We start from the raw sequence: 18113 nt of genomic DNA, 5'->3' as shown, positions 1-18113 counted from the left end.
ACCCGGCGGCACGTACCCTGGCGCCATGCGTATCGCCACCGTCAACGTCAACGGGATCCGTGCCGCCGCCCGCAAGGGCATGGCCGCCTGGATCGAGTCCAGCGCCCCCGACGTCATGCTTCTGCAAGAGGTCCGCGCCGATGAGGAGACGGCCGCCGCGCTCCTGCCCGGCTACACCAGCGTCGTTTGGCCCTGCCGGATCAAGGGCCGTGCGGGCACCGCCGTGGCCGTGCGCGAGGACGGCTCCCTCGCCCTGGGCGAGGCCCGTTACGGCGTCGCCGCCCCCGGTACCGAGGAGCCCGACGTCGACTCCGGGCGCTGGCTTGAGGTGGACCTCCTGCCCTCCGGGGCCGGAGAGGGGGCCAAGGAGGAACCTGCGCTGACCGTCGTGTCCGCCTACCTGCACTCGGGCCAGCTCGGCACCGAGAAGATGGACCAGAAGTACGCTCACCTCGACCTCGTCGACGCGCGCATGGCGGCCCTGCTCGCCCGCGCGGCTGACGGCGGCCCCCAGGTCCTCATGGCCGGTGACCTCAACGTCGTGCGCTCTGCGCAGGACATCAAGAACTGGAAGCCGAACCACAACAAGATCGCCGGGGTCATGGACGAGGAGATCGCCCACCTGGAGTCCTGGTTCGCCTCGGGCTGGATCGACGTCGCCCGCTCCCTCGCGCCCGAGGAGCAGGGGCCGTACACGTGGTGGTCCCAACGCGGCCAGGCCTTCGACAACAATGCCGGCTGGCGCATCGACTACCAGGTGGCCACGCCTGCTTTGGCCGGGCGTGCAGCGTCGGCGCGGGTGGACCGCGCCGCCTCCTACGCCGAGCGCTGGAGTGACCACGCGCCGTTGGTCATCGATTACACGGACTGACCCGCAGGCCGACGAGCCGGGGGCGTCCCGTAGCGTGGAGACGGCTCCCATGACGACGTGCGCTATGCGGGTTGCCCGCTCATGCACGCTCACGCTTTCCGGCCTCGGACGAAATCCGCGGAATCTTGCGGTTTTACGGATCGGTGTTCTCGAGTCCTTCGGCTCCCATGTGCATGAGCATGGCCCATGCACATGGGAGCCTCAGAGGCGGTTTCCGGCCATAGGACACAAATCGCGGAATACCAACGAAAAGTCCGAATCGGCCGAATCACACCAGTCACATGAGCGTGCAACACCCACACTCATGGGTATGGCGGTGGCTTTTCCCAGTTGAGGGTGTGGTGGTGTGGCCTGGGAGTGCCACACGTGCTCATCCACACCGACGACGGTGACATCATCGAAGCGGCTGGGCTTGTCGATCAGGACAAGCCCTCAATTGGGAAGAGCCGGAAAACCGCGCTCTGACGCGCGAAGGAAAAAGAGCCACGACCCCGGGCCGGTGGGCCTGCAACGGAAACGGCAATCGGGCGAAGAGCTGAAACTCCCCGCCCGATTGCCGTACTAAGTGGAGATGGGGGGAATCGAACCCCCGTCCGACGGTGGTGCAACAGGACTTCTCCGGGTGCAGCTCGCTATCGCTTTTCTCAGCCCCGGCGTCTCACGCGAGCAAGGACGCCGACGGGCTCAGTCACCTAGATGTCCCGAGGCCCCCGGTGACATGAGACCTCAGCAGTGGCTCCCTGGATGACGCCAGGAACCGGGGCGGAAGCAATCCCCGGGCTGACGGACTTCGAGGCTCGCTCAGGCGGCGAGGGCGAAGTCGGTGCGAGTGTTATCGGCACCTATTGGTTCGCACAGAGCGTTGACGAGATGACTGTGCATCCTCGACCCGCTTCTCCTGAACCCACGACCGTCGTCGAAACCGATCATCCCCTGTGGAGTTGTTCCCGGTTGCCCGGGGTACACACGCTCCTGACGGAGCCGTCCCACACTAGCAGCACACCATCGCGGAGCGCCAGAGTCGGGTGCCCCACGCCATCGGCCCAGCACCAGAGGGGGCTGCCCGACGCCGTCGGCCCACCGCCGCGGTCGATACCGCTCCGGCCCATTCCCCCCGCCGTCGTCGGCCTGGAAGACTATGCCCACCCCCTCTTCTCAGGAGCCGAGCACGACGAAGGAGCATCCCATGGAGTCACGCCCGCTGAGCGCGCTGGAGCGAAGCATCTCAACCATCGGTATCGGAACCTGGCAGCTGGGCGCCGACTGGGGCGTGGTCTCGCCCGCCGACGCCGAGGCGACCCTCCAGGCCGCGGTCGAGGCAGGCGTCACCTTCATCGACACCGCCGACGTCTATGGCGACGGCCGCTCCGAGCGCTTCGTCGGCGCCTTCGTGGCAGAGCGTCCGGAGGCCGGGCTCACCGTGGCCACCAAGATGGGCCGGCGTATGGCGCAGACCTACGAGAACTACAACCGGGACAACTTCCTCGCCTGGAACGACCGCTCCCGCCAGAACCTCGGCGTCGAGACCATCGACCTCGTCCAGCTGCACTGCCCGCCCAGCGAGGTTATTGAGGCTCAGCACACCTGGGACTGGCTCGACGAGATGGCCGCCGAGGGGCGTGTGCGCGCCTACGGCGTGAGCGTGGAGACCTGCGAGCAGGCCCTCGAGGCCCTGCGCCGCCCGGCCTGCGCCAGCGTCCAGATCATCCTCAACGTCCTGCGCCGCAAGCCCCTCGAGGAGGTGCTGCCGACGGCGATCGCCACCGGGACCGCCGTTATCGCCCGCGTCCCGCTGGCCTCCGGCCTCCTGTCCGGCCGCTACAGCGAGTCGACGGTCTTCGCCCCGGGCGACCACCGCAGCTACAACCGTGACGGCTCCGCCTTCGACGTCGGCGAGACCTTCTCCGGGGTCCCCTACGAGATCGGCGTCGCCGCGGCCCGCGAGTTCACCGCCCTGGTGCGCGAGCTCGGTCCCGACGGCGCGAGCCCGGCCCAGGTGGCGTTGCGCTGGGTCATCGACCAGCCGGGCGTCACCACCGTCATCCCGGGCGCCCGCAACGCCGAGCAGGCGCGCGCCAACGCCCGGGCCGCGTCACTGGAACCGCTGGGCACCGAGCTGCACGCGGCGCTGGCGGACCTGTACGACCGCCTCATCCGCGAGCACGTGCACGGGCGCTGGTGAGCACGGGCGCGGGTGAGTCAGCCCCGACGGCGGCGGGACTCAGCCCCGGCGTCGGTTCGCCTCCGCCATCGCGCGCGCGGCCTCGCGCTTGTCCTGAGCCTCGCGCAGCGACTGGCGCTTGTCCCAGTCCTGCTTGCCCCGGGCCAGCGCGATCTCGACCTTGACGCGCCCGCCGACGAAGTACAGCTCCAGGGGCACGATCGTGTAGCCCTTGGCCTGCACCCGCATGGCCAGGCGCTCGATCTCGCTGCGGTGCAGGAGCAGCTTGCGCTTGCGCCTGGGCGAGTGGTTGTTCCACGTGCCCTGGAGGTACTCGGGGATGTGGGCGCCCTGGATCCAGGCCTCGCCGCGGTCGATCTCGATCCACGCCTCAGTCAGCGAGGCCCGCCCCATGCGCAGGGCCTTGACCTCCGTGCCGGTCAGCGCGAGCCCGGCCTCGTAGCGATCCTCGATGAAGTAGTCGTGGGTCGCCTTCTTGTTGCGGGCGATGGTCTTGTGAGCGTCGGAGGCCGCTTTGGCCCGCTCCCCCGCGGTGGGCTTCTTCGGCTTGTCCTGGTGCTTGGCCATGCGACTCCTCTCCTAGCTCGTGCCCCCGCCGTGCGCGGGACGCAGGGGCCTACCCTACGCGTGGGCCGCCTGACGCAGAAACCCGGCGGGGCGAGCGCTCAGAAGCCCGGCAGGGTCATGGGGTCGATGGAGGCCCCGTTGAGGTGGACCTCGAAGTGGACGTGGGGGCCGGTGGCGCCGCCGGTGCTCCCGGTCAGGCCGATCTGGTCGCCCTTGCCGACGTAGGAGCCGTTGCCCACCGTGATCGAGGACAGGTGGCAGTAGTACAGGACGACGGACTGGCCGTTGATGACCCCGCCGTTGATGACGACGCCGTTGCCGCACGAGCTGTTGATGTTGTAGGTGACGGTGCCGGAGACGGCGGCGTACTGGGGCACGCCATGGGCGGCCACGAGATCCACACCCGCGTGGAGAATGTAGGAGCCGGTGATGGGATGCACGCGGTAGCCGTAGGGCGAGGCGACGGTCAGGGGCCCGGTGATGGGGTGGCCGATGGTGCCCGAGCCGAGTGCGGAGGCGGCGACGGAGCCTGAGGAGGAGCCCGTGTAGGCCGCGCTGGCCTGGTTGGCGGCGTCGATCTGCGCGATGGTCGCGGCGGCGGCGTCCTGGTCCGCCTGGGCCTGGGCAAGCTGGGCCTCCAGGCCCACCTTGTGCGTCTCGAGGGTGGCGGCGGCCGTCTGCCTCTCGGCGGTGAGGGTCGTGACCTCGTCGCGCCGGGTCTGGGCGGCGTCGGCGGCCTCCTGCGCCTCGGCCTCGGCGGCGTCGGCCTCCTCCTTGAGCAGACTGACGCGCTCGGCGACGGCGTCCTGGCGGGTGCGCCGGTTGGCGGCCTGAGCCCTCTCCTCCTCGGCGGCGGCCAGGACGGAGGACTGCACGCCGGAGGCGATCTCCATGGCCGAGGCGCGCTGGGTCAGTTCGTCCACGGAGTCGGAGGCGAGCACATAGGCCCAGGAGGTGACGCTGGAGTCGCCCTGGTAGGTGGAGACGACGAGCGAGGCGATGGAGGCCTCGTTCTCGGAGGCGGTGCGCTCGGACTCGGTGGCCTCGTCCCGCAGGGTCTCGAGCTGGGACTCGGCGACGTCGAGGCGGTCGGCTGCGGCCTGTTGCTCGCGCTCCTTCTCCGCCAGGACCGTCTCGGCGTCGGCAAGCGCCGTCTCGGCGGTCGCCAGCTCGTTCTGGGCGGCCAGCAGGTCGAGGTAGGCCTGGCCGAGCTCGGCCGAGACGCCCTCGAGGGAGGCGGTGAGCTCGTTGGCGCGCTGCTCGGCCTCCTCCTGCTCCGCGACGGCGTCGTCGCGCTCGTCAGCGGTGGCGGGCAGGAGCGAGGCCATCGGTGCGACGAGCAGGCACAGGGCTGCGAGCACGGTCAGGCCTCGGCGCGCGCCCGGCCGTCCCTCGCGGGAGGTGGTTCGGAAACGCCGGTGCCCGGCGGCGGCGATGCGGTGCGGGAGCGGAACCATGACTGTCAGACCCTCGTGTACTTCGACAGGGAGAAGACGGACGAGGCCGCGGCGATGACGATGGCGGCCAGGATGAGCCAGGGGGCGACGCGCAGGACGTCGTCGGTGCCGATGAAGGCGGAGGTGAAGGAGATCGACCGCGCGAGCCACCCCTCGACGAGGTAGTGCACGCCCGCGTAAAGGCCGCCGACGGCGAGCAGCGCCCCGGCGAGGGCCGCGAGGGCGCCCTCGAGCATGAAGGGCAGCTGGATGAAGAGGTTGGAGGCCCCAACCAGGCGCATGATGCCGGTCTCGCGTGAGCGGCTCATGGCGGACAGCCGGATCGTCGTCGTGATGAGCAGGACGGCGGCGACCGCCATGATGGCGGCCAGGCCACCGGTGATCCAGGAGGCTCGGTTCATCACGAGGAACAGGGGCTCGAGGGTGGCACGTTGGTCGACGACGCGCTCAACCCCGCTGCGGCCCGAGAACTGCTCGGAGACCACCTGGTACTGCTCGGCGTCGACGAGCTTGATGCGGAAGGACACGGGCATCATGTCCACGGTCGCGTTCTGGCCGATCTGGGTGTCCCCGTAGCCCTTGATGAAGTTCTCGTAGGCCTCGGCCTTGGACTCGATTGTGTAGCTGGCGACGTAGGGGGCCAGCGCGTTCGAGTTGATGAGATCCTCAATGGCGTCGATCTGTTCCTGGGTGGCCTCCCCCTCGGCGCACTCCGCGCGGGCGGAGGAGATGGGGCACATGTAGACGCTGACCTCGACCTTGTCATACCAGTCGCCCTTCATGGTGCTGATCTGGGCCTGCAGGAGGGCGGAGGCACCGACGAAGAGCAGGGAGACGAAGGCGACGAGGATGACGGAGACCGTCATCGCGAGGTTGCGCGTCAGACCCTTGAGGGTCTCGGTCAGGATGAGGCGGAATCGCATGCTGGTGCTCCTTCAGCGGTCAGAGCCGTAGACGCCGCGGGCCTGGTCGCGCACGACCCGCCCGGCTTTGAGCTCGATGACGCGCTTACGCATCTGGTCGACGATCTCGTCGTCGTGGGTGGCCATGACAACGGTGGTGCCCTGGCGGTTGATCCGGTCGAACAGACGCATGATGCCCACGGAGGTGGAGGGGTCGAGGTTGCCAGTCGGCTCGTCGGCCAGGAGGAGCTTGGGGCGGTTGACCATGGCGCGGGCGATGGCGACGCGCTGCTGCTCGCCACCGCTGAGCTCGTGGGGCCTGCGGTTCTCCTTGCCGGACAGGTCAACGAGGTCAAGGGCCTCGGGCACGGCGGAGAGGATGTAGTGACGGGGCTTGCCGATGACCTGGGAGGCGAGGGCGACGTTCTCCAGCACGGTCTTGTTCTCCAGGAGGCGGAAGTCCTGGAAGACGAAGCCCATCTCGCGGCGCAGGTGGGGGACCTTCCAGGAGGACACCTGGGACAGGTTGCGGCCCAGGACGTGGATGCGGCCGGAGGTGGGTCGCTCCTCGCGCAGGGTCAGGCGCAGGAAGGTGGACTTGCCCGAGCCGGAGGCCCCGACGAGGAAGACGAACTCGTCCTTCTCGATCTCGATGTCGACGCCGTCGAGGGCAGGGCGTGCTCCCCTCTTGTAGACCTTGGAGACGTTGTCGAAGCGGATCATGGGCGGGGGCTGCTCTCCTGGCTGACGGCTGGCTCCCGGCGGCGCACGACGCTCCCGGGCTTGCCGCCACGGTAACCAGGAGGAGTGAGAATCCGGTCGTGACACGCCCGGCGCGGCCTGTGGTGAGCCCCGCTCTGGGGACCGCTAGCGTGCGGTGGGTGAGCTCCTCCCCCATGCACGAGGCCTCCCGGCCCGACCCGTCCGACGGCGACACCGGTACATCCGGCACCACGAGTCTGTCCGGCGTCGTCATGCCCGCCGACGGCGAGGCCAGTCCTTCCGGCACCGTGCCCGCTTCCGGCACCATGCCCACTTCCGGTGTAGCGATGCCTGCCGACGGCGACCTCCCCCGTCTCGACAATGTCGTGGACCTGGGCTCCTGGGCCGCCTTCGAGCCCTCGCTGGCCGCCCTGCTCGATGGCCGGGCTCGCCCCGGGCCGGGCCGAGCCGGGTTGACGGTCCTGCTGACCGCGCCGCGCCCAGTGGTGACGCAGGCCGACCTCGAGCAGCGTATGGGGTTGCGCTCCCTGCTGCGCGGGCGCCGCAAGCGCGTGCCCTCACCCGAGGTGCCGGGGCTCGTCGTCGTCGGACGCGGCGACGGTGTGGAGGTCGATATCCCGGTGCTCGACGCCGAGGGGCGACACCTGCTGGGACCCGACGCATGCGAGGCGTTGGGACGGCTGGGCTGGGTGCAGCGTGAGGACGTCATGGTGCGGCTGCTGCCCGGCGGCGCGGCAGCGTCGCAGGCCGTGGCACGGGTGCTCATCGAGATGCTGCGCGTCGCCCACCCCGCCGACCTCGACCACCTCGTGGCGGTCACCGGCTGATGACAGTCACCGGCTGAGGCCGTCGGCCCTCACACCGAGGCGGCTAGGCGTTGACGTTGACGGCCTCATAGGACAGCTCGGCGTCGCTGAAGCCGTTGCTGTCCGCCGGTGCCAGCGGGATCGTCCAGGGGTCATCGCTCGGGTCAGTGGCGCCGGACGCGGCGCCCGTCCCGGGACCTGCCGCGAGCGCCTCGCCCGCCTCGTTCCCGCTCCCGGCGCCCGGCTCGGCATCCGTCCCGGCGCCCGGCTCGGCACCCGGCTCGGCATCCGGCTCGGCACCCGTGATCGCGGAAGAGTCGGCCGAGGCCGCGGACTGGGGCGTGGCGGCGCTGCGCGAGGAGCTCATCACGGACTCGACCCGCATGTAGGAGGAGGTCCCCCGGCCGAGGTCGTGCCCGCCCGAGGTGACGGTGATGACGTTGCTGGTCTGCGCGGGCCCGCCCTCAGGCTTCCAGGTCTCCTGGGAGAGGCGTCCCTGGAGCAGAACGGGGTCGCCTTTGCGCAGGCTGCGTCCAAGGTTCTCCGCCAGCGGCCCCCAGGCCTTGGCCGTGAACCACAGGGTGTCGCCGTCGTGCCACTGCCCGTTGGCGTCACGGTAGGCGGGGGTGGAGGCGACGCGGAAACGGCAGTACGCGCGGCGGTTGGGGGTGGTGGCGACGGTGGGCATGGTGCCCACGACGCCCTGGACGGTGATGTCGATCTGGCGGCTCATGGAAGGTCCTCCTGCTGCTACGGCCGGCGGCGTTGCCGACGCACTAACCGTGCCGCCGTCGCCACACCGGCGCGAGGGCACCAGCCGACACCTGTGGACAGCAGTGCCACCGGATGTCACGGGCGGCACCTGTGGAGCCCGGCCGTGCGCCGCTCGTCAGGCGCTTCTCAGCCGCTCAGGCCCAGGGCCCGGCGCAGCTGCGCGTGGCGCTCAAGAACCCCCGCGGCAGGCGAGACCAGCCCCCGGTCCACCACCGCGTCCACGCGCCTGCGCACCAGCTGGGCGTAGGCCGCGGCCTCACGGGCGGCCCGACGCCGACGTGCCCAGGCAGCCCATCCGGCCACCACACACCCCGCCAGGGCCAGCAGCACCCCAGCGGGCACACGACCATCGGCCAGAAGGGAGTCAACACCCCCGGTCATGAGGGTGATGGCGGCCCAGGCGACAACCCCCAGGAGAACGAGCAGCCCCGCCCACCACGCCAAGTCAATGGGCGTCGAGCGTGGCGAGGGCAGGGCGACGGATCCGACGCCCTCCGCCGTCTGCGCGCCCAGGGCGTCCGGCCCGGCGACGGCCTCCTCGACGGAGCGCGCCCAGGCACGGGGCAGGCCGTGCGTGACACGAGTGAGCCACTGGGTGCGGGCGGCGGCCACAGCCGAGCGCGCCGGCGGCTCAGGGCGTGCCAGGGCCCCGGGCAGCGCCTTGGACAGGCTGGCGGCGACACTCGCCTCAACCGCACGGGCGCCCGAGGCCTGCACGAGGGCGTTCACGACCTCGGCGCGCGGCGCGTCCTCCACGAGCACGGGGGCGTCGGCGACGGTGCTCCCCAGGCGGGCGGCGATGGCGTCGAGCTCGGCCGCGGCGGTACGGGCGGCGTTGGACTCTCGTGCGACGCGCTCGATGAGCAGCCGACGGACCCGGTCGAGGTTGTCACCGCGCACGGCGGAGACCGGCAGCACGGTGACATCCTCCAGCCCGTCCTGGACAAGCAGGGCGCGCACATCCGCCAGAAGGTGGTCCTGGCCCGAGGCCGGCAGCTCGTCAATGTGGTTGACCAGGATGAGCATGTCCTCCTGGCGGGCGCCCAGCCTGCTCAGGTAGCCGTCGTGCAGCGCGGAGTCCGCGTACTTCTGCGGGTCGAGCACCCACACGAGGATGTCCGCCAACGGCACGAGCCTGTCCACCTGGAGGGCGTGCTCCGTCGTGACGGAGTCGTAGTCCGGCACGTCCAGCAGCACGAGGCCGGCAAGCTCGTCCTCGTCGGCGGCGTCCAGCAGGGACTCGCGGCGGATGCGCCGCTCCTGGTCAACCCCCAGGAAGGTCAGCAGGGCGCTCGCGTCGTCGCCCCAGGAGCAGGCGGCGGCCTGGGAGGTCGTCGGCCGACGGGCACCGACGTCGGCGAACTGCAGCGAGCTGAGCGCGTTGAACAAAGAGGACTTGCCGGAGCCGGTACCACCGAAGAGGGCGACGACGGTGTGGTCCACACCGAGGGCCAGCCGCTCGGCAACCGTGTCCAGGCTCGCGCGCGCGGGGATGGCGAGTGAGGCGGGGACCTCCGTGGGGCAGGCGTCCAGAGCGGCGCGCATCGCGACGAGGCGGGCGTCGAGGACGGCCGCGGGGCTCGCCGCACGGGGGGCTGTGTGGGTCATGTCCTCGTCGCCCTCCTTGGTGGTCGCGGTGGTCTCACTCATGCCTGCGCCCTCCTCACAGATCGCCCGGACGCACAAGCATAGACAGTTCACCGGCGCGCAGGCGCAGGGCAGCGGCGAGGTCGGGGTCCGGGACGAGGCTCAGCCCGGCCCCCTCGGGCAGCGCGGCCTCAAGGGCTGCGGTGAGGGCATCGGCCAGACGGGTGCGCGCGTCATCGACGGTCTCAGCCAGGCCCAGTCGGGCTGCGGCCGCGCGGGCGCCCTCGAGGCCGCAGGCGGCCACCACGACGAGGTGTCCGGTGGCCTCGGCATCCAAGCCCTTGATGGGGGGCACGACGCTGAGCACGCCGTCCATCCAGGCGGCCACCGCCTCATGGGCGCCGGGCCCAGTGCCCAGCAACCGCCCGGCGTGCTCGCCGGCACCGGCCTCCGACCAGGTGATCTGGGCCTCCTCGGTAACGGCGGCAAGGCCGGCCGACAGGTGCAGCACGAGGGTGTCACGCAGGTCGGCGGCGACCTCGGCCAGGGCCCGGGCGCGGGCACGGGCGGTGCGTCCGAACAGGCCCGCGCGCAGGCGGGCGCCGGTGGCCAGCGCGGCGAGCGGCCCTCCGGCGGAGGCGTGGGAGACCCAACGGGTCGTCGGCGCGCCATCCGCGAGGACCCCGCGCTCGACGTCGGTGCGCAGGGTCTCGCAGGGGCCCGACAGGATGTCGCGGCCCGCCTCCTCCAGGCGGCGTCCGGCGTCCCCCTGGGCGTCGACGGCGTCGGCCAGCGCAAGCAGGTCGTGGTACAGGGTGGGCCACATCTCACGGTTGGCGCGGCGCATGAGGCCCGCCGCCCGGTGGCGGCCGGCGAGCAGCTGCATCCAGTCGCGCAGCTCGCTCACCGAGTCTGCCGGAAGCAGTCCCTCGTGGGGGCCGGCGTCGGGGACGACGAAGAAGGGCGAGTCGGCCAGGCCGAGCCTGTCGAGCCTCTCGACGAGGTCGCGGCGGACCTCGTCCAGGACGGCGTCGGAAACACGGTTGAGGACGACGGCGATGGAGGCGCCGCGGGAGGCGGCTTCCTCGAGCGTCGCCCAGGGCGTGTGGTCGCCGTAGCGGGCGGCGGTGGTGATGAAGAGCCACAGGTCGCAGGCCTCGAGCAGACGGGTGGCCAGGGCACGGTTGTCCGCCTGGACGGAGTCGAGGTCGGAGGCGTCGATGAGGGCGAGGCCGGCGGGCTGGGCCTCGCAGACGACGATCTGGGCGACCTCGCTGACGGGGTGGTTCTCGAGGGCGGGGGCGTCCTCGGGGTTGATGACGAGGACCGGGACACGGGTCGTGGGGCGCAGGACACCGGCCTTGGAGACCTCTGCGCCCAGCATGGAGTTGACGAGGGTGGACTTGCCCGCCCCCGTGGAGCCGCCGACGACGACGATGGCCGGCACGTCGGCGTCCTCCAGCCGCGGCAGGATGTGATCGCGGAGCTGGCCGATCACGCTCGCGCGCAGACGGCGCGCGTCGTCCACGCGGTCGGACGCCAGCGTCAGGGGCAGCGCCTCGAGGTCCCGGACGGTGTCGGTCAGGACGTCGATGAGGCGACCACGGCTGATGACCCTGGAGGGGACGTCGAGGCCGTTGGCCTGGGAGCGGGAGGATGGCATACCACCAACATTAGGTGCGCACCGGTCTTCCGCCCGCATTGAGCGCCGTCGGAGCCGGGTGCGTGGCGTCGCAGTGGCGTGGAGCACGCGCGCAGCCATCCGCCATCTCCCTCGCCCCCAGCAACGCCGACGTCGTCGGCCCCGGCTCCCCGGCGAGGGCGTCGGGGCGGGTCTCGGGACCAGGGGCGCAGTGATGTCGAACGGGCTCAGCCGCCGCTCGTGCACGTCGCTCGTGTCCACGCGGCGGACATGAACGGTGATAGCCGACGGCGACGTCGCCGGGACTCCCGGAATCACGCCGTTTCCTCCTGGCGGGTCGCGCCTGGGTGCCAGTCATGTCCGCCGCGTGGACACCCCGCCGACGCCCTTGCCCTGGGCGTCCGACGGGAGGGAGTCCTCGGCCTTGCCGCTGGCGCCCATCCCAACCGTCCTCTCCGGCACCTTCGCACGGGTAGCCGGACGTGTGGCCATACCGCTGAGGGAACGGGGATTGAGGCGCCCGCGGGGGCGCGGCGAGCGCTCGCGCTTTCTGGCGTGAGCACGCCTTTCCCGGAACTCCGGGGCTGGTGCCCCCACCCGGACTCGAACCGGGAACCTGCGGATTAGAAGGCCGTCGCTCTATCCATTGAGCTATGGAGGCGCGCCGCACTGCCAGAACAAGAGTCCCGCGAGAGCGGCGGCGGCCTGTGAGCCGCGAGGCGCACGATACCAAGCGCCGACGCCCACGGCCTGCGCAGGGAGGTGATGCGCTGCACAGCACAGTGGGGACCTCTCCCCGTGCACCGGGGGCCGGCGACGCCAGAACCTGCGGGCGCCGGGCCGGTATCGTGGCTCGAGCACCCCACCCCGGAAGGACCTCCGTGCCCACCACCGCGATCTCCGTGCGACCCGCCAACGCCCCTGTGGGCCAGCAGCCGCTGGTCTTCGACCGTGAGTTCACGGTGGGACGCCGTCCTGGCAATGGCATCGTCATCAACAACACGACCATCGTCTCCGGTACCCACCTGCGGGTGCGTCCCACCGACCAGGGCTGGCTCATCGAGCTCGTCTCCCAGACCAACGGGATGCTCGTCGACGGCGTCGACACGCGCGGTCCCGTCCTGGTGACCCAGCCGGTGCGGGTCCAGCTGGCCAACGCCTCGGGCCCGGTGCTCGTCTTCGTGCCGCAGCCGGCCGCAGCGGCCGCGGGCCCCACGCCCTCCCCCGCAGGGCAGACTGTCGCTTCCGGTCAGACTGCCGCCTCCGCGCAGACCGACGCCGCAGGGCAGGCTGCCGCTTCCGGTCAGAGCGCCGCCTCCGCGCAGACCGACGCCGCAGGGCAGGCTGCCGCTTCCGGTCAGAGCGCCGCCTCCGCGCAGACCGACGCCGCAGGGCAGACTGTCGCCGCCGACCGCACCACCGTCATGAGCTCCCCCTCGCCCTCGCCCGCCGCCTCCGCCGTCACGACGACGGGCGCGCCGTCGGCATCCTCATCAGCCCAGACGACGGGCTCACAGGCACCCGTCGATCCCCGTGACCCACTCGCCCCCGTGGGCCAGCGCCGCACCATCGGCGGGGTGCGCCTGACGGGCCCGGGCACCATCGGGCGCTACCCGGACAACGCCCTCGTCATCCCCGACTCCGCGGTCTCCGGGCGCCACGCGCGCGTCGAGCGCACGCCGCAGGGGCTCGTCGTCATCGACAACGGCTCCACCAACGGCATCTTCGTGGGCGGTCAGCGCGTACCCCACGTGCTCATCACGAAGCCGACGGTCATCGGGATGGGCGGCCACTTCGTGGAGGTCAGCCCGAACGGGGTGCTCAAGCTCCAGGAGCGCGGCGGCGAGCTCATCGGCCGCGACCTCACCTTCGTCGTCAACGACAGGCGTCTGCGGCTGCTGGACCGCGTCTCCTTCCAGCTGCCCGGCAACGAGCTGCTCGCCGTCGTCGGCCCCTCAGGTGCCGGCAAGTCCACCCTGCTTAAGGCCCTGACCGGGGAGCAGCGCGCCCAGGAGGGCCAGGTCCTGTTCAACGGTATGGACGTGTACGAGCACTACGAGACCATGCGCAACATGATCGGCGTCGTCCCCCAGAACGACGTCGTGCACGCCAATCTCACTGTCGCGCAGACCCTGCAGTACGCCGCCGAGCTGCGCTTCGCCAAGGACGTGTCCACGGCCGAGCGCGACCAGCGCATCGCCGAGGTCCTCGACGACCTCGACCTCACCGAGCACGTGTCCAAGCGCGTGAAGCAGCTCTCCGGCGGGCAGCGCAAGCGCGTGTCCACGGCCATCGAGCTGCTGACCAAGCCAGGTCTGCTGTTCCTCGACGAGCCGACCTCCGGCCTCGACCCCCAGCTCGACCGTGACGTCATGGACCTGCTCGCCCGGCTCGCCCACGGCACCCGGGGCTCGGACTCCGGGCGCACCGTCATGGTGGTGACGCACAACGAGAACCACATTGACCGCGCGGACAAGGTCCTCATCCTGGCCACCGGCGGTCGCCCCGTCTACTACGGGCCGCCGCGCGACGTGCTGCCGTACTTCACCGAGCGCCTCAAGGAGGTCTTCAGTAGCGGCAGGCTCGTGACGCATGCGCCCGCCGGCGGGTTCGCGGACCCCACGGAGATCACCGGTTACGCGGACGTCTACGCCCTCGTGCGCAACCACACGCCCGAGCTGCGCGCCGCCCTGGAGGCGCGCGTGCCCTCGACCCGCCCCACCGGTGGCGCGAAGGTGCGCTCCTCGACGGCGGACCTGGACCAGAACCGTCGCCCGCAGCAGTCCTGGCTTCGGCAGGTCTCCACGCTCGTGCGCCGCCACCTGCGGCTCGTGCTGGCCGACCCCTCCTACCTGGCCTTCATGCTCATCCTGCCGCTGGTCATGGGCGTGCTGACGAAGGTGATGGAGGGCAAGTGGGGCTTCGCGGTGCCCGACTACACGATCACGCCGGAGAACCCGGTTCCCGTGTACTCCACGCAGGCGCTCCAGCTGCTCGTCATCCTCATCACCGGGGCTGCCTTCGCCGGGATGGCGGCCACCATCCGCGAGCTCATCGGCGAACGGGAGGTCTTCCTACGGGAGAAGGCGGTGGGCCTGCGCCCGGGATCCTACCTGCTGGCCAAGATAGTGGTGCTGGCACTCATCGTCACCGTCCAGACCCTGCTCATGGTGGGAGTTGCGCTCCTGCTCAACGACGCTCCCTCCGACGCGGTCCTGCTGGGCAGCCCTGGCCTGGAGCTGGCGGTGGGCTGCTGGCTCACGGCCTTCGCCTGCGGCCTGCTGGGCCTGGCGGTGTCCGCCTTCGTCACCAGCTCCGAGCAGGTGATGCCGGTGCTCGTCGTGACGATCATGGCGCAGCTCGTGCTCGCCGGCGGTGTCATCCCCGTGGCGGGCCGGGCGGTCTTCGAGCAGCTCGCCTGGGTGATGCCGGCCCGTTGGGGCTACGCCGTCACCTCCTCGACCGTGGACATGAACACGATCGTCCCCTACCGCGCCGACGACCTGTGGGAGCACAGCCTCGCACAGTGGGGGGCGGACGCCTGCGTCCTGGTAGTCCTGGGGCTCGTCTTCGCGGCGATCACGTACATGGGTCTGGCGCGCCACAGGCGCCGCTGACGACGCTTGACGGCAGAACCGCACCGTTCCTCGCAACGGCGCGGTTCTCTCATGGGGTGGCTGACGGGGCTTGAACCCGCGACCTCCTGGACCACAACCAAGCGCTCTGCCAACTGAGCTACAGCCACCATTGTCGCGAGCCTGCTCGCAACGAGGGGAACTTTATCGGGTCGGCACCGAGGGCACCAATCCGCGCCCCGTGCACTGCATCACGTCACACCCGCCGCCGGCACCGGGCACCCGCCACGGCCCGCCCGGGCCCCCTCAGGCGAGCACCGTCGTCGGGTTGGCGAGAATCTCGGCGGCCACCTCGCGGCACTCCTCGGTGCTCGGGCCCTCCCCGGCAGGGAAGAGCACGCTGCGGTAGTAGCGCAGCTCGTCGATGGACTCGAGGATGTCCGCGAGCGCGCGGTGCCCGCCGTTCTTCTCCGGGGCCTGGAAGTAGGTGCGCGGGTACCAGCGCTTGGCCAGCTCCTTGAGGGAGGAGACGTCGACGACGCGGTAGTGCAGGTAGTCGATGAGCCCGGGCATGTCCCGGGCGAGGAAGGCCTTGTCCGTGCCGATGGAGTTGCCGGCCAGCTGAGCGGTACCGGCCGTGGGCACGAGCGAGCGCACGTGGTCGAGGACGACCTTCTGCGCCTCGGCCATCGTCAGCCCCTGCTCCAGCTCGTCCAGCAGGCCGGAGGCGGTGTGCATGTCGCGCACGAAGTCGTTCATCTGCTCCAGGGCCGCCGCCGACGGCTTGATGACGACGTCGATCCCCTCCCCGAGAGGCTTGAGCTCGTAGTCGGTCACCACCACGGCGACCTCGATGAGCGCGTCGGCGCCCAGGTCGAGTCCGGTCATCTCGCAGTCGATCCACACCAGGGGGTCGGTTGTCGTCATCTGTCGGCTCACGGCCGGCAGTCTAGCCCTCGGCACGAGGCCCTCCGCGGGCCAACGACGTGAGCCTGGACGCGCGGCGGCCCTCTCCTCCCCCAGGAGGATGCGCTCACAGCCTCCGGCTGGGATGCTCTGCTCAGACAAGCCACAACCGCACCTCAGGAGCATCCGTGCGACGTCGAGACTTCATGCTCATGCTGGCCGCAGGCACCGCGGCCGCCACCGGTGCCTGCACCTCCCCCGGCCAGAGCGGGGCGGCCCCGGCCACCACCGAGGCGTCCGTTCCGACGGCGTCTCCCACTCCGACGCCCAGCCCCACCGCCAGCCCAACCCCGTCGCCCACCCCCACGCGAGACCCGCTGTTCCTCCAGGACGGTCCTCCCCCGCTGCCGGGCCCGCAGCCGCTCGACGGCAGCGTCCTCACCGGTCTGCCGGAGGCGGTGGGCAACACGGTGGCCTTGACCATCGACGACGGCGTCTCGACCGAGGTCGTCGACGCCTACCTCGACTTCGCCATCGCCTCGGGCGTGCGCCTGACCTTCTTCGTCACGGGCTCCTACCCGTCCTGGACGGACTGCCGCGACAAGATGCTCCCGCTCGTTGAGTCCGGGCAGGTCCAGCTCGGCAACCACACGTGGACGCACCCCGGGCTCACGAGCCTGTCCGAGGCGGGGATCATCGAGGAGCTGAGCCAGTGCGAGGCCCTGCTCAACAACCAGTACGGGGTGACGGGCGCCCCCTTCATCCGCCCGCCGTACGGATACCGCGACGACTGGACGGACTCCGTGTGCGCCAAGCTCGGCTACACCGTCCCGACGATGTGGTACGGGTCCTTCGGCGACTCGGGGCTGCTGACCGAGGACGTGCTCCTCGGCGAGGCCCAGAAATGGCTGCTGGCCCAGCACATCGTCATCGGCCACGCGAACTTCCCCACCATCACGCACCTGTACGGGCAGATCATCGAGATTCTTCGTGAGCGCACGCTGTTAACCGCGACGCTCGACGACGTCTACTTCGGTCCCGGGCACGACCGCCACGTGTGAGCGCTCGCCGTCGGTGATGTCGATGAGCACGCGCACGATCGAACGGGTGCCGTGCTCGGAGTCAAGCACGCGCACCTTGAAGCCCGTCAGTTCGAAGGCCCGGGTCTCCGGATGGCGGTGAGTGTGGCACAGTGTCAGATAATTCAGATATTGCTGAGAGGGCGCCCAACCGTGCGGGCTCGCATAGGGCACCCGGTAGCGACGGCAGCGCACCTGCCCGATTACCCCCCTGCACCCGGTCCCTGTCCCTAATTCTTGGAGGAGTCCCATGGACGATGGCGCCCGCGTCGTGTCGGTGTTCGGCTCCTGTGTCAGCCGGGACACCGTCGAGGTTCTCCGAGCCCGAGGGTGGACGATCGGGGCCCACGTCGCCCGGCAGTCGCTGCTGTCCGCGAGCTCCACGGCCCCTGCGGATGTCCTGGACCTGAGCAGCCTGACCTCGCCCTTCGTCAAGCGCGTACACACGGAGGACCTGGCCGGGGAGCGCCGGTCCCGCCTGGCGGCCGCGGCGAACAGTACGGACGTGCTCCTGTGGGACATCGTCGACGAGCGCCTGGGCGTGCTCGAGCTGGAGGACGGCACCGTGCTCACCCGCACGACGGAGGGGCTGACCGCAGGCCTGTACGACGACCTGGACGATGCACGGCTTGTCGCGTTCGGCTCGGACGAGCACTTCGAGAAATGGGCGGCTGCCCTGCCCGCGTGGCGCGAGGAGCTCACGGAGCTCGGGCTACTTGACCGTACTGTCCTGCTGCAGGTGGCCTGGGCGCTGGCGGACGAGGGCGGCGAGCAGACCCCGACGTCGTGGGGCATGGGGACGCTGGAGGCCAACTGGTTCTCGCAGCGCTACTACGAGGCCGCTGCGGCGCACACCGGCGTGCACGTCATGCGTCTGCCCGAAACGCTGACGGTGGCGGGCACGCACCACAAGTGGGGTGCGGCTCCCTTCCACTACCAGGATGACGCCTACGACTGGTTCGCCACCCAGATCGATGGTTTCGCGCGGGAGCGTCGCATTCAGACCACGTAACTGGCTCATCCCAATTGAGGGTGTAGGTGG

General features: G+C 70.8%; 14 protein-coding genes, 2 tRNA genes and 1 other RNA gene. 6 read left to right on the top strand and 11 right to left on the bottom strand.

Annotated elements, in window-relative coordinates; all coding sequences use genetic code 11:
• Nucleotides 1–25: 25 nt before the first annotated feature.
• A complete protein-coding gene (locus tag ID810_RS03950) occupies nt 26–871 on the top strand; it encodes an exodeoxyribonuclease III (protein ID WP_166855638.1) in 846 nt (281 codons plus the stop codon).
• Nucleotides 872–1434: 563 nt separating this feature from the next.
• On the opposite strand, the gene ssrA is transcribed toward ID810_RS03950, so the two are convergent.
• Nucleotides 1435–1805, bottom strand: a transfer-messenger RNA (tmRNA) gene (gene ssrA, locus ID810_RS03945).
• A gap of 252 nt (nt 1806–2057) precedes the next feature.
• Between ssrA and ID810_RS03940 the strand changes: the two genes are divergently transcribed.
• Entirely contained in the window at nt 2058–3053 is a 996-nt protein-coding gene (locus ID810_RS03940) for an aldo/keto reductase (RefSeq protein WP_166855640.1), read from the top strand.
• 39 nt (nt 3054–3092) lie between these two features.
• Here ID810_RS03940 and smpB read toward each other — a convergent pair whose 3' ends face one another.
• The 4 genes from smpB to ftsE all read right to left on the bottom strand — a co-directional run bounded on the left by smpB (nt 3093) and on the right by ftsE (nt 6702).
• Nucleotides 3093–3620 (bottom strand): SsrA-binding protein SmpB, encoded by a 528-nt coding sequence (gene smpB / locus ID810_RS03935; RefSeq protein WP_166855642.1) that lies wholly within the window; start codon nt 3618–3620, stop codon nt 3093–3095.
• 98 nt (nt 3621–3718) lie between these two features.
• Nucleotides 3719–5077, bottom strand: a complete 1359-nt coding sequence (locus tag ID810_RS03930; RefSeq protein ID WP_166855644.1) for a M23 family metallopeptidase — start codon at nt 5075–5077, stop codon at nt 3719–3721.
• Between the two features lie 5 nt (nt 5078–5082).
• On the bottom strand, nt 5083–6000 hold the full coding sequence (gene ftsX / locus ID810_RS03925) for a permease-like cell division protein FtsX (protein ID WP_166855646.1): 918 nt from the start codon (nt 5998–6000) through the stop codon (nt 5083–5085).
• Nucleotides 6001–6012: 12 nt separating this feature from the next.
• A complete protein-coding gene (gene ftsE / locus ID810_RS03920; protein ID WP_166855648.1) occupies nt 6013–6702 on the bottom strand; it encodes a cell division ATP-binding protein FtsE in 690 nt (229 codons plus the stop codon).
• Between the two features lie 158 nt (nt 6703–6860).
• Here ftsE and ID810_RS03915 point away from each other — a divergent pair, with 158 nt between their 5' ends.
• Nucleotides 6861–7529 (top strand): hypothetical protein, encoded by a 669-nt coding sequence (locus ID810_RS03915; RefSeq protein WP_243856544.1) that lies wholly within the window; start codon nt 6861–6863, stop codon nt 7527–7529.
• 43 nt (nt 7530–7572) lie between these two features.
• On the opposite strand, the gene ID810_RS03910 is transcribed toward ID810_RS03915, so the two are convergent.
• The 4 genes from ID810_RS03910 to ID810_RS03895 all read right to left on the bottom strand — a co-directional run bounded on the left by ID810_RS03910 (nt 7573) and on the right by ID810_RS03895 (nt 12172).
• Nucleotides 7573–8241: a single-stranded DNA-binding protein gene (locus tag ID810_RS03910; RefSeq protein ID WP_166855650.1), complete on the bottom strand. Its 669-nt coding sequence runs from the start codon at nt 8239–8241 to the stop codon at nt 7573–7575.
• A 167-nt stretch (nt 8242–8408) separates the two neighbouring features.
• Entirely contained in the window at nt 8409–9890 is a 1482-nt protein-coding gene (locus ID810_RS03905) for a GTPase (RefSeq protein ID WP_166855769.1), read from the bottom strand.
• 55 nt (nt 9891–9945) lie between these two features.
• The gene (locus ID810_RS03900) at nt 9946–11532 is read right to left on the bottom strand and encodes a P-loop NTPase family protein (protein WP_166855652.1); all 1587 of its coding nucleotides are present in this window, start codon (nt 11530–11532) and stop codon (nt 9946–9948) included.
• A 564-nt stretch (nt 11533–12096) separates the two neighbouring features.
• Nucleotides 12097–12172: transfer RNA gene (locus tag ID810_RS03895), tRNA-Arg, on the bottom strand.
• A gap of 220 nt (nt 12173–12392) precedes the next feature.
• Between ID810_RS03895 and ID810_RS03890 the strand changes: the two genes are divergently transcribed.
• Nucleotides 12393–15128: an ATP-binding cassette domain-containing protein gene (locus ID810_RS03890; RefSeq protein WP_243856546.1), complete on the top strand. Its 2736-nt coding sequence runs from the start codon at nt 12393–12395 to the stop codon at nt 15126–15128.
• A 52-nt stretch (nt 15129–15180) separates the two neighbouring features.
• Here ID810_RS03890 and ID810_RS03885 read toward each other — a convergent pair.
• Both ID810_RS03885 and orn read right to left on the bottom strand, forming a co-directional pair.
• Nucleotides 15181–15256: transfer RNA gene (locus tag ID810_RS03885), tRNA-His, on the bottom strand.
• 136 nt (nt 15257–15392) lie between these two features.
• Nucleotides 15393–16013: an oligoribonuclease gene (orn, locus tag ID810_RS03880; RefSeq protein ID WP_166855771.1), complete on the bottom strand. Its 621-nt coding sequence runs from the start codon at nt 16011–16013 to the stop codon at nt 15393–15395.
• A 167-nt stretch (nt 16014–16180) separates the two neighbouring features.
• Here orn and ID810_RS03875 point away from each other — a divergent pair, with 167 nt between their 5' ends.
• Both ID810_RS03875 and ID810_RS03870 read left to right on the top strand, forming a co-directional pair.
• Nucleotides 16181–17053 carry a polysaccharide deacetylase family protein gene (locus tag ID810_RS03875; RefSeq protein ID WP_166855657.1) on the top strand — a complete coding sequence of 291 codons (873 nt, stop codon included), beginning with the start codon at nt 16181–16183 and terminating at the stop codon, nt 17051–17053.
• Between the two features lie 268 nt (nt 17054–17321).
• Nucleotides 17322–18083 (top strand): DUF6270 domain-containing protein, encoded by a 762-nt coding sequence (locus tag ID810_RS03870; protein WP_166855658.1) that lies wholly within the window; start codon nt 17322–17324, stop codon nt 18081–18083.
• Nucleotides 18084–18113: the final 30 nt, after the last annotated feature.

It is taken from the genome of Actinomyces respiraculi (assembly GCF_014595995.2).
In the GTDB taxonomy this organism is placed as follows: domain Bacteria; phylum Actinomycetota; class Actinomycetes; order Actinomycetales; family Actinomycetaceae; genus Actinomyces; species Actinomyces respiraculi.
Note: the sequence above shows the minus strand (reverse complement) of the source record. Positions and strands in the feature narration are given on the sequence as shown.

Excerpts from the sequence above, each read along its gene's own strand:
- ID810_RS03910 (WP_166855650.1), bottom strand. The coding sequence starts at position 8,241 with ATGAGCCGCCAGATCGACATCACCGTCCAGGGCGTCGTGGGCACCATG.
- smpB (WP_166855642.1), bottom strand. The coding sequence starts at position 3,620 with ATGGCCAAGCACCAGGACAAGCCGAAGAAGCCCACCGCGGGGGAGCGG.
- ID810_RS03950 (WP_166855638.1), top strand. The coding sequence starts at position 26 with ATGCGTATCGCCACCGTCAACGTCAACGGGATCCGTGCCGCCGCCCGC.
- ID810_RS03870 (WP_166855658.1), top strand. The coding sequence starts at position 17,322 with ATGGACGATGGCGCCCGCGTCGTGTCGGTGTTCGGCTCCTGTGTCAGC.
- ID810_RS03940 (WP_166855640.1), top strand. The coding sequence starts at position 2,058 with ATGGAGTCACGCCCGCTGAGCGCGCTGGAGCGAAGCATCTCAACCATC.
- ftsX (WP_166855646.1), bottom strand. The coding sequence starts at position 6,000 with ATGCGATTCCGCCTCATCCTGACCGAGACCCTCAAGGGTCTGACGCGC.
- ID810_RS03905 (WP_166855769.1), bottom strand. The coding sequence starts at position 9,890 with ATGACCCACACAGCCCCCCGTGCGGCGAGCCCCGCGGCCGTCCTCGAC.
- ftsE (WP_166855648.1), bottom strand. The coding sequence starts at position 6,702 with ATGATCCGCTTCGACAACGTCTCCAAGGTCTACAAGAGGGGAGCACGC.
- ID810_RS03900 (WP_166855652.1), bottom strand. The coding sequence starts at position 11,532 with ATGCCATCCTCCCGCTCCCAGGCCAACGGCCTCGACGTCCCCTCCAGG.
- orn (WP_166855771.1), bottom strand. The coding sequence starts at position 16,013 with ATGACGACAACCGACCCCCTGGTGTGGATCGACTGCGAGATGACCGGA.
- ID810_RS03930 (WP_166855644.1), bottom strand. The coding sequence starts at position 5,077 with ATGGTTCCGCTCCCGCACCGCATCGCCGCCGCCGGGCACCGGCGTTTC.